This is a genomic window from Halorubrum sp. CBA1125, from assembly GCF_009742825.1.
In the GTDB taxonomy this organism is placed as follows: domain Archaea; phylum Halobacteriota; class Halobacteria; order Halobacteriales; family Haloferacaceae; genus Halorubrum.
In genome coordinates, this window is sequence record NZ_WPCE01000102.1 from 1 (window position 1) to 10,742 (window position 10,742).

The following is a 10,742-nucleotide window of genomic DNA, read 5'->3' on the forward strand; positions in this document are numbered from 1 at the left end:
GGTCGCCGGTGTTCTCGACGGTGACGGTCTCGGTCTCGCGGCCGGCGTTGATCTCGACCGGCTCGTCCGCCGTCAACAGCTCGCCGGGGACGAGGTCACTCATCGGTGTGATCGCCCCGCGTCCGCCTGTTCGGTTCTCGTCGTGAACGGTCTACCATTCTCACCCAGATATTTAGACAATATTGGTAAAAGACTTTCTCTTAGTGTAGTAATAGTCACTGAAACTCGATAAACTGGGACGTTTCTAAACGGGTTCGCCGAACCGACTGTGCCCACGTTCACCGCGTCTCCGTCGGCGACGACCCCGGTGTCCGTCGACGGGGTCGAACTCGGCGGTTGGCTGAACCGACCTCAGCCGTCGACGTGACCGACCTCGGCCGTCGTCGCGCTCGGTGGGTCGCTCACGCCGGCAGTCCGGGCGCGAGCCCGGCGAGGACGTCGACCGCGAAGGCCAACACGAGGACCGAGGCGACGACCTGCGAGACCGCGTGGAGGCGCACGCTCCGCCGTTTCGACACCCGGAACAGCGAACCCGCACCGCCGCCGATCAGGGCCATCGTGGCGACGATGGTCACGGCGTAGGCCGCGACGACCCCGACCGCGAGCGGAGCCCCGCCGTTTGGGAGGGCGACGGAGACGAACGCGATCATCGAGACGGGCGGCGAGAGGGTGAACAGCGCGCCGACGGTCCCGATCTTGAGGTACTCGAACGTCGTGTGCTCGTGGCCCTCGCGCCCCTCGTCGTGGTCGGTACCGTGGTCGTGGGTCGGCCGGAGCGACGCGGGCAGGACGTGCGAGTGCGAGTGGTCGTCGCCGCGGGCGTGCCGGCGCCGGTGACGGAGCTTCCGCACCCCGGTCACGCCGAGGTAGAGGCTCAACAGCGCGAGGAGCCCGCCGACGAACAGCGTACCGAGACGGTCGAACGTCGCGGGGAACGAGGTGACCCCGAACAGCGCGTACGCGACGGCGACCCAGACGACGACGAGGATCGCGTGTCCGACGGCGAAGCAGCCGCCCACCAGCGCTGAGAGGCGGGGGTCGCCCGCCTCGTGCGTTAGCGCGGTGATGCCGGCGACGTGGTCCGGCTCTATCCCGTGGGTGACCCCGAGGACGCCGGCGGTGAGCAGCGACCCGACGCCGGCGGTCACGCCGACTCCCAGACCGGGGTCGACGAGTCCGTCAAACATCGCGTCCCCGCGAGGCCGACCGCGCAGCCGCTCCGCCGAGACAGTCTCCGGAACCCGCGCCGCCGAGCCGGTCCCTCGACCCCGCCCCGACCGTTCGTCCGTTCCAGTCGTCCGTGGGTAGCACGTTCGACTACCCGTTCACGACGGGGGTAGATGAATCACCGAGATCGTCGCAATATGTGCGACACACGTCCAGACCGGGACGGTATTTGTCCAATTCCACGACATTCGTCTATCTGATAGCCGTGTTCGACAGAGTATCTCGAATATCAGCCTGCAAGACGGGGGAACTGAATGTGCGATCAATATATAACCAGTTATTACACTATCAACACTCCCTAGGACATATTCCCAATACTATCGATCGGCAAGAAAGGATTTATATAACACCACCATCTCGGAGGTGATGTCAGATATGACCGGACAAACGGATCATAATGTGGGGAGTTGCACAGTATCTATGCAGAATAATGCAGAATACGTTGACGATATCGAATGAGCCACGAGTCGCTCAGCCGTCGGTCGGTGTTGGCGTCGAGTGCGACCGCGCTCGGTATCTCGGTCGCCGGGTGTTCCAGCGGCAGCGGAAGCAGCGGTGGCGGCGGACCGACGGTGGGTATCCTCGAGGACCGCTCGGGGAACTTCCAGCTCAACGGGACCTCGAAGTGGCAGGCCACGCGGCTCGCGCTCGAGGAGATAAACGAGAACGGCGGGCTCCTCGACGAGGAGATCGAGATCGTCGACCCGGACCCGCAGTCCGACAACTCCCGGTACCAGGAGCTCACGGAGCGGCTGATCTTACAGGACGACGTCGACGCCCTCTGGGCCGGCTACTCGAGCGCGACCCGCGAGGCGATCCGCCCGATCATCAACGAGAACGACCAGCTGTACTTCTACACCACCCAGTACGAGGGCGGCGTCTGCGACCACACGATCTTCCCGGTCGGCGCGACGGCGCGCCAGCAGCTCGGGATCGTCACGCCGTACCTCGCCGACGAGTTCGGGGAGGACATCTACATCATCGCCGCCGACTACAACTTCGGGCAGCTGTCGGGCGACTGGGTCAACGTCCTCGCTCAGGAGAACGACTACAACATCGTGGGAGAAGAGTACATCCCGCTCGACGAGACGGACTTCTCCTCGGTTATCAACCGGATCCAGAGCGAGGATCCCGACTTCATCATGTCGATGCTCGTCGGCGCCAACCACGAGAACTTCTACGACCAGCGGGCGACGAACGACATGGAGGACATCCCGATCGGCACGTCGACCGCGATGGCGCAGGGCCACGAGCACATCCGGTACGACCCGCCGGCGCTCACCAACGTCTACGCCGGGGTCAGCTACATGGAGGAGCTCGGCGACCTCCGCGACGGGGAGAACTTCGTCGAGGCCTTCTACGAGCGGTGGCCGGACGCCAACTACCTCAACCAGGAGGCCCAGAACAACTACTTCTCGGTGTACCTGTGGGCCGACGCCGTCGAGGAGGCCGGCACCTTCGACCAGGAGGCGGTCATCGAGGTGCTCGAAGGGGGCCGCGACATCAGCGCCCCGTCCGGGGACCTCACGCTCGACGGCCCGACCCACCACATGGAACACGAGATGCGCGTCGCGCGGGCCGACGAGAACCACGAGATATCCTTCACCAACAACGAGCGGATCGGCCCGAGCTTCCTCCGCGAGGAAGTCGAGGGCGGCGACGGCTGTGACCTCCGCGAGGAAGACAAGACCACCCAGTACGTTCCCAGCGACGTCTACGACGTCTGATCCGATGACTCAGCCCACGAACTCACGTATACGGACGGACGCCACGGCGGTACGGACGGAGGTCGAATCCCCGTGATCACACCGACGGCGACGCCGCTGTCGATCTCGGGATACAGCCTGCTCGCGCTGTTCTTCCAGTTCCTGGACAGCTTCGGGTTCATCGTCCTCGCGACGGTCGGACTCGCGATCATCTTCGGTATGATGGGGGTGATCAACCTCGCGCACGGCGAGTTCATCCTGATCGGCGTCTACGGGACGGCGCTCGCGTACCACGCCGGCGCGCCGCTGCCGCTCGGGATGGTCGCCGGCGTGATCGCCGCGACGGCTTTCGGCGTCGTCGTCGAGCGGACGATCGTCCGGCACTTCTACGACCGGCTGCTCGACTCGATGGTGGCGACGTGGGGGCTGGCGCTCGTCGTCTCCCAGCTGCTGTTGATCGTGTTCGGGTCTAGCCTCGACAGCATCTCCACGCCCCTCGGGAACGTCTCCTACGGGCCGTACTCCTCGTCGGTCTACAGCAGCGTCCTGCTGCCGGCGATCGCGGTCTGCGTGCTCGCCGGACTCTACGCGCTGTTCACCCGGACCACGTTCGGCATCAAGGCCCGGGCGACGATCGAGGACCCCGAAACCGCCCGAGCGATGGGGATCGACACCGACCGGATGTACGTGGCGACGTTCGCCATCGGGTCGGCACTCGCGGGGCTGACAGGCGCGCTGTACGCGCCCGCGCTGGGCTCCATTACGCCGAATCGCGGGAACACGTTCCTCGTCGAGGCGTTCGTCGCCGTCGTGGTCGGCGGACAATCCGTGATCCTCGGGACGCTCGCCGCGTCCGGCGTCCTCAGCGTCTTCAACGCCACCGGGAGCTTCCTGTTCGGGACGTTCGTCGGCCAGATGCTGCTGCTGCTCGTGGCTATCGTCGCGCTCCGCGTCCTGCCGGACGGGATCACCGGCTACGTGGACGACTGGCAGCAACGCCGGAGGGCGGAGGAATGATCGGTGACTCGTCGGCCGACGGACGCTCGCTGCTCGGCCGCGTTCGCGATCGGCTCGAGGGGCCGAACACGATCGGCGACTCCACGACGTTCTGGGGCGCCTTCGCCGTCGTCGTGGCGGCGCTGGCCGTCTACCCCCAGGTCGTCGGTCCGTACACGGTCATCCAGACGTCGCGGTACTTCGCGCTGGCGTTTCTCGCGTTGAGCCTCTGTTTCATCTGGGGGTACGCCGGCGTGTTGAGCTTCGGACAGGTGGCCTTCTTCGGGGTCGCCGCCTACGTCTTCGGGATCGTCGGGATCAACCTCGGGTCCGTGACCGGCGCGATGGTCGCTCTCGTCGCGGCGGTCGTCGGCGGCACGCTGGCGGCGGCCCTGCTCGGCTACTTCATGTTCTACGGCGGCGTCAGGGACACGTACGTGACGATCATGACGCTCGTCGTCGCGCTGGTGTTGAACACGTTCATGGCGCAGACGGCCGGCAGCGAGTGGGCCGTCGGCGAGGCCCAGCTCGGGGGGTTCAACGGGATGAACGTCCCGAGCCTCGCCTTCGGCATCGGCCAGAGCGGGCTCGTGCTTGAGCGGGCCGCGCTCTACTACGCCCTGCTCGTCACGCTCGTCGCGACGTACCTCGGGCTCCGCGTCCTCGTCAACGGCAGCTTCGGCATGACCATGGTCGCGGTCCGCGAGGACGAGGCCCGGACGGCGACCTTCGGGTACGACGTCCCCTTCGTGAAGCTCGTCGTCTTCACGATCGGCGGCGCACTTGCCGCCGTCGGCGGGGTCTTCTACGCCAGCTGGGGGAACTACGTCGACCCAACCGTCTTCGGGATCGGGTTCGCCGCGCTGCCCGTCGTCTGGGTGAGCATCGGCGGCCGCGAGTCCCTGCTGGGCGCGATCGGCGCGACGCTGGTGATAGAGCGCATGCGGACGGAGCTGTCGAGCGGGATCGGACCGGTCGGCTCGGAGTGGGCGCTGGTGATCGTCGGCGGGCTGTTGTTGACGGTCATCCTGTTCATGCCCGCCGGCGTCGTCCCGACGCTCGACGACCTCGCGGACCGCGCCCGCTCGCGGCGGACCGAACAGTCGCAGTCGACGACGGCCACGGAGGAGCCGGTGGAGTAACCATGAGCACGCCACAGGACATCAACGTCAGACAGAAGCCGGCGGTCGCCGCGACCGGCGGCGGCGTCGACACGATACTCGCGACGAAACGCCTCACGAAGAACTTCGGCGGCCTGACCGCGGTCGACGGCGTCGACTTCTCGGTCGACGAGGGCGAGATCCGCTGTCTCATCGGCCCCAACGGGGCGGGCAAGAGCACGCTGCTCGAGCTGATCACCGGACAGCTCTCGCCGAGCGCCGGCGACGTCTACTTCGACGGCCACGACCTCACCGGGATGGACACCCACGCGCGGATCGACACCGGGATCAGCGTCAAGTTCCAGTCGCCGCACGTCTACGAGAACCTCACCGTCGCCGAGAACCTCCGCGTCCCGCTCCAGCGGGCCGACGGCGACACCGACGGCGTGTTGGCCGAGACGCTCGACCGGATCGCGCTCGAGGCGAAGGCGGACACGGGCGCCAGCGACCTCTCGCACGGCGAGAAACAGCGCCTCGAGATCGGGATGGCCGTGACGCTCGACCCCGCGCTGATGCTGCTCGACGAGCCCGTCGCGGGCATGTCGATCGAGGAGACCGCGGACGTCGCGAATCTGATCCGCTCGCTCCACGACGACGGCATGACGTTCGTCGTCGTGGAACACGACATGGAGTTCGTCCGGCAGATCTCCGACCGCGTCACCGTGTTGAACCAGGGGTCGATCTTTCGGCAGGGGCCGATCGAGGAGATCGAAGCCGACGAGGACGTCCGCCGGATCTACCTGGGTGAGAACGCGTGACGCTCGAGGTCAACGGGCTGAACGCCGGCTACGACGGCACGCCGATCCTCCGGGACGTCGACCTCACCGTCGAGACGGGCGAAATCGTCGGGATCGTCGGGCGGAACGGCGTGGGAAAGACGACGCTGTTGAAGTCGATCATGGGGCTGCTCGAACCCGAGACCGGGACCGTCCGGTTCGGCGGCGAGGACCTCACCCGCGAGTCGGCCGACGCCCACGCCCGCAGCAGCATCGGCTACGTCCCGCAGGGGCGGGACGTCTTCCCCGGGCTGACCGTGGAGGAGAACCTCACGATCGGCGAGGGGATCGGCGGCGACGACGAGACGCGCTACGAGCAGGTGTACGAGTACTTCCCGATCCTCGAGGAACGCGCCGACCAGGACGCCGGCACGATGAGCGGCGGGCAACAGCAGATGCTCGCCATCGCTCGCGCGCTCGTCGGCGATCCCGATCTCCTGTTGGTCGACGAGCCCTCGGAGGGGGTCCAGCCGTCGATCGTCCAGTCGATCACGGCTGACCTGGCACAGATCAACGAATCGTTCGGCACGACGATCCTCTTCGTCGAGCAGAACCTCTCCGTGATCCAGGGGCTCGCGGAGCGGTGTTACGCGATCGATCACGGGCAGATCGTCGACGAGATCGACGGCGAGGCGGTCGACGACAGAGAACGACTCGAAGAGTACCTGGTCGTCTAGGCGGTCACGCCGTCGCCCCGCCGTCAGTCGTCGTCCGCGGCCGGCGTCCCGGTGTTCGTCGGGGGGTCGTCCGTTTCCTCGTGATCCGTCTCCTCGTGGTCCGCCACGTCGTCCGTCCGCGGTCCGCCGGCGTGTCCCTCGTGGGCGATCGCCGTCGCCAGCAGCTCCGGAGAGACCGCGGGCACCTCGTCGAGCTCGACGGGGCCGTCGCGCGCGATGGACTCCGTCGAGCGCGGGAACTCGCGAAGCTCCTTGTGGATCGCGATCCCGGCTTTCGCGCCCTGTCCCATCGCCACGGGCACCTGGTTGTGGCCGGGCGTGACGTCGCCGACCGCGTACACGCCGTCCTCGCTCGTCCGGCCGTGGTCGTCGACGTCGATCGTGCCGTCGTCGGTGAGGTCACAGCCGAGCGACTCGGCGAGTCCGGTGTTGTAGTCGGAGCCGTACATCGGGAAGCCGCCGCGGTACTCGCGGCGGGTGCCGTCCGCGAACTCCAGCGCTTCGAGCCACCCCGTGTCGGGGTCGTTCTCGACGCCGGTGACCTCCTCGTGGACGATCTCGACCGGGTGCGCTTCCAGTTGGACCGCGGTCTCGTCGCTCCACGTCGGCTCCGCGCCCCGGGTGAGCAGATCCACGTCGTCGGTGACGTTGAGCAGGATCATCGCGACGTGGGCGGCGGCCTCGCCGTGGCCCATCACGTACACCGGCTCGTCGACGAACATGTACGCGTCACAGTGCAGACAGTAGTGGAGCCCCTTCCCGGTCCGGGGCAGCGGCGGGTCGGGACGCTCGTCGGAGAAGCCGGTCGCGAGCACCACGCGCTCTGCGGTGATCTCGCCGTCAGTGGTCGACAGTCGGAAGCGGTCGTCGTCGGTGCGCTCGATGTCGGTGACGGACCCGCGCTCGAACGTGCCGCCGTACGACTCCACCTGCTCGCGGCCGGTCCGGAGGAACTCGTTGCCGCTCGTCTCCTCGGTGACGCCGATCACGTTGTGCGTGTCGGCCATCATCGCGGCGCGGCCGCCGCCGCGGTCGATCAGGACCGTGTCGTGGCCGAGTCGCGTGCCGTACAGCGCGGCGGTCAGCCCGGCGGGACCGCCGCCGACCACCGCGATCTGGAACTCGTCGTCGTCCGAACTCATTACCCGTGGTACGTGACCCGTCGGTTTAAATGACCCCGTGCCGTGCGCAGCGTTCGGTCATCCAATCGGCGGACGCGACGCCCGTCGTCGGCGAGCCGTGACGCCCGTCGTCGACGGGACTAGCCAGACGTCATCAACCTCAGCAGTGAGATGCGGGCCCGCTCGTCACTTGAACCGGAACGTCTCCAGGTTCTTCGGCGCGAACGTCCGCATGTTGTAGTCGTGGTACAGCGCCGACGAGAGGTCCTGTACGGAGCGCTCGTCGCCGTGGACACAGAGCACCTTCTCGGGCCGGGGGTTCATCGTGCGCACGAAGTTCTCTAACCCCTGGCGGTCGGCGTGCCCGGAGAAGCCGTCGACGACCTCGGTCCCCATCTCCAGGGTGAGCGTATCGCCGCGATTCCCGCCGCCCCAGCCGTCGACCGGGATCTCGTCCCAGCCGTTCTGGATCCGGCGGCCGAGCGTCCCCTGCGCCTGGTAGCCGACGAACACGAGGTTCGAGTCCGGGTCGGGGCCAATGTGACGGAGCCACGACATGATCGGGCCCCCCTCGATCATCCCGGAGGTGGAGATGATGATACACTCGTCGCCGTCGGCGACCTCCTGGCGCTCGTCCTCGCCGGCGTCGATGTGGTTGAACTGCTCGGCGAGGAACGGGTTCTCGTCCTCGTGGAAGATCCGGTCGCGGAGGTCGTCGCGGAGGTACTCGGGGTAGGTGGTGTGGATCGCGGTCGCCTCCCAGATCATCCCGTCGAGGTGGACTGGCATCGTCGGGATCTCTCCCTCCCGCATCGCCTCCTCCAGCACGAGCATGATCTCCTGGGAGCGCCCCACCGCGAACGCGGGGATGACGACCTTGCCGCCCTGCTCGTACGTCTCGTTGATGACCTCCTTGAGCGCCTCTTCGGAGTCGTCCTGGTCGGTCTGGTAGTCGTCGCGGCCGCCGTAGGTGGACTCCAGCACGAGCGTCTCGACCCGGGGGAAGTCGTTGACGGCCCCGTTGAACAACCGGGTGTCCTCGTAGTGGATGTCACCGGAGAACGCGACGTTGTAGAGGCCGTCGCCGATGTGGAAGTGGGTGACCGCGCTGCCGAGGATGTGGCCCGCGTTGTGGAACGTGAGTTTCACGTCCGGCGCGACGTCGGTGACGTCGCCGTACTCCAGCGGGATCGTGTGTTTGATCGCGTCGCGGACCTGCGCCGACTCGTAGGGCGGCGTCCGGCCCTCCTTTGCGGCGACGTCGAGGTAATCGAGGGTGAGCAGTCCCATGAGGTCCCGGGTGGGCTCGGTCGTGTATATCGGCCCGTCGTAGCCGTACTTGTATAACAGCGGGAGCAGCGCCGAGTGGTCCAGGTGGGCGTGGGTCAACACGACCGCGTCGAGGGTCGCCGCGCCGGCGCCGAGCGCCTCGGGCACCTGGAGGTACGGCACCTCGCCCTCGGCGCCCGGCTTGTCGCCGCAGTCGATGAGGATCCGCGTCTCGGGCGTCGAGAGGATGAACGCGGCGCGGCCGACCTCGCGGCAGCAGCCGAGCGTCGTGATCCGCACCCACTCGTCGTCGGACATCTCCTCGCGGTGGATCTGCCGGCCGACGCGTTCCAAGATGTCGCGGCGCTCCTCGCGCTCGTTCTTCAGGAAGCCGCGGACGTTCGAGACGGTCGAGGACTCGATCGGCGGGGTCCGGACGACCTCCGGGGTCCAGCCGACCTCCTGGGTGATCTCCCGGAGCGTCGAGCCGCGCCGCCCGATCACCATCCCGGGTTTCTCCGCTTCGATGACCACCTCGCCGGTGTCCTCGTGGAAGTCGAGGTCGGTCACGCCGGCCTCTTCCGGGATCACGCTGCGGACCGCTTCCTCGGCGCGTTCCGGCGGGGAGAGGGCGCTCGGGTCTGGACGGACCGTGATCCGCTTGCGGAGCTTCGACGCGAGCCGCCGGATCAGGTCGCCGTCGCCGGCGAAGCGCTTGGGGTCGCGGGTGTACACGACCAGCTCCGGTCCCTCGTACTTCACGTCGGTGACCGTGATGTCGTTCGGGATCTCCTGTTCGATCTCTGATTTCAGCGTATCGAGTTGCTTGTCGACTTGACTCATATGTTACCGCGGGTCGCCAGGGCCGCCGCCGAGTCGCACCGTATGCCGAGACGGGGCTCGTCGCCGAACGGTCGACCGTGACACAGCAGGCATAGTGGTAGTACTGTCCGTAGGTGATTCCGCGGGGAACCGCCAGCGAAAACCCGCTTGGGCGGCACTACTGTCTGCCAGTTATAAAACCCTTCGCAACTGGCAAGGCCCCTCCGCGCCAACGCGGCGCATGCGCGTCACGCCCGAGTTCGTCCGCGACGAGCGCGCGTGGGTCCGCAACCGCGCCCCGGTCGTCGTGCCGATCCTCAACGAGACCCGCGACCGACTGGGCCGCCTGTTCGAGACGGACGTGGATGCGGTGACCGAAGCAGAGTACCGCCGCGCGGTCGACCGCGTCTTTGCGGACGGCGAGGTCGCGGTCAACGTCGCCGGCTACGTCGGCCTGCTGCGCGACCTCGACGTCGCGGGCGACTACCCGGGGTTCGTGGTCGACGAGGTGCTCGGGCGGGAGCTGGCGGCCGCGATCGCCGGCGGGCAGCCCCTCTCGCTGCTCGCACAGGCGACGTTCCACGTCGTCGATGTCACCGTCCGCGAGGACGCCACCGCGGCCGACGCCGGGACCGCGGGCGCGACGACCTCGACGCGGCGCTGGCCGCCGGGTTCCAGACGCGGCTCCCCGGCTGGGACTGGCGCGACGGGCGGAGTCCGTTCGCGGTCGAGCCGACGGACGACGGGTCGGGGTGAACCGTCCGCTACGAGGAGAGCGATCGCAGGAGCGCGTACCCCTTGTCGACGAGCGGGTCCGGGAGGAACCGCGCGAGTACTCCGACCCGGGCGGCGGTGCCAGGTTGGACGCGGGCGGCGGCTGCGTCGCGCTCGCCGCGTCGACGATCGCGGCGGCGACGACCTCGGGCTCGACCGCGCCGGGCCCGTCGCCGCCGACCAGCTGCGCGTCGTCGAAGAGTTCGTAGTAGGT

The 10,742-nt window shown here is 67.7% G+C and carries 8 protein-coding genes and 3 pseudogenes; 6 read left to right on the plus strand and 5 right to left on the minus strand.

Features of this window, described 5'->3' with window-relative positions:
* Positions 1-103, minus strand: a pseudogene (locus GJ633_RS18520) (urease subunit beta); the annotation flags it as partial.
* A 298-nt stretch (positions 104-401) separates the two neighbouring features.
* The gene (locus tag GJ633_RS10145) at positions 402-1,187 is read right to left on the minus strand and encodes a hypothetical protein (protein WP_156588736.1); all 786 of its coding nucleotides are present in this window, start codon (positions 1,185-1,187) and stop codon (positions 402-404) included.
* 495 nt (positions 1,188-1,682) lie between these two features.
* Here GJ633_RS10145 and GJ633_RS10150 point away from each other — a divergent pair, with 495 nt between their 5' ends.
* The 5 genes from GJ633_RS10150 to GJ633_RS10170 all read left to right on the plus strand — a co-directional run bounded on the left by GJ633_RS10150 (position 1,683) and on the right by GJ633_RS10170 (position 6,542).
* Positions 1,683-2,954 carry an urea ABC transporter substrate-binding protein gene (locus GJ633_RS10150; protein ID WP_156588737.1) on the plus strand — a complete coding sequence of 424 codons (1,272 nt, stop codon included), beginning with the start codon at positions 1,683-1,685 and terminating at the stop codon, positions 2,952-2,954.
* Positions 2,955-3,026: 72 nt separating this feature from the next.
* The gene (gene urtB, locus GJ633_RS10155) at positions 3,027-3,950 is read left to right on the plus strand and encodes an urea ABC transporter, permease protein UrtB (protein WP_321169013.1); all 924 of its coding nucleotides are present in this window, start codon (positions 3,027-3,029) and stop codon (positions 3,948-3,950) included.
* The gene (locus GJ633_RS10160; RefSeq protein ID WP_156588738.1) at positions 3,947-5,071 is read left to right on the plus strand and encodes an urea ABC transporter permease; all 1,125 of its coding nucleotides are present in this window, start codon (positions 3,947-3,949) and stop codon (positions 5,069-5,071) included. The genes urtB and GJ633_RS10160 overlap by 4 nt, the downstream gene beginning before the upstream one ends.
* Before the next feature lie 2 nt (positions 5,072-5,073).
* Positions 5,074-5,847: an ABC transporter ATP-binding protein gene (locus tag GJ633_RS10165; RefSeq protein ID WP_156588739.1), complete on the plus strand. Its 774-nt coding sequence runs from the start codon at positions 5,074-5,076 to the stop codon at positions 5,845-5,847.
* On the plus strand, positions 5,844-6,542 hold the full coding sequence (locus tag GJ633_RS10170; protein WP_321169014.1) for an ABC transporter ATP-binding protein: 699 nt from the start codon (positions 5,844-5,846) through the stop codon (positions 6,540-6,542). The genes GJ633_RS10165 and GJ633_RS10170 overlap by 4 nt, the downstream gene beginning before the upstream one ends.
* A 23-nt stretch (positions 6,543-6,565) precedes the next feature.
* On the opposite strand, the gene GJ633_RS10175 is transcribed toward GJ633_RS10170, so the two are convergent.
* Both GJ633_RS10175 and GJ633_RS10180 read right to left on the minus strand, forming a co-directional pair.
* A complete protein-coding gene (locus GJ633_RS10175) occupies positions 6,566-7,684 on the minus strand; it encodes an NAD(P)/FAD-dependent oxidoreductase (RefSeq protein ID WP_156588740.1) in 1,119 nt (372 codons plus the stop codon).
* A gap of 165 nt (positions 7,685-7,849) precedes the next feature.
* Positions 7,850-9,775: a beta-CASP ribonuclease aCPSF1 gene (locus tag GJ633_RS10180; RefSeq protein ID WP_156588741.1), complete on the minus strand. Its 1,926-nt coding sequence runs from the start codon at positions 9,773-9,775 to the stop codon at positions 7,850-7,852.
* Between the two features lie 220 nt (positions 9,776-9,995).
* Between GJ633_RS10180 and GJ633_RS10185 the strand changes: the two are divergent.
* Positions 9,996-10,510 (plus strand): annotated as a pseudogene (locus tag GJ633_RS10185) (hypothetical protein).
* Positions 10,511-10,518: 8 nt separating this feature from the next.
* On the opposite strand, the pseudogene GJ633_RS17825 reads toward GJ633_RS10185, so the two are convergent.
* Positions 10,519-10,742 (minus strand): annotated as a pseudogene (locus GJ633_RS17825) (oxidoreductase); the annotation flags it as partial.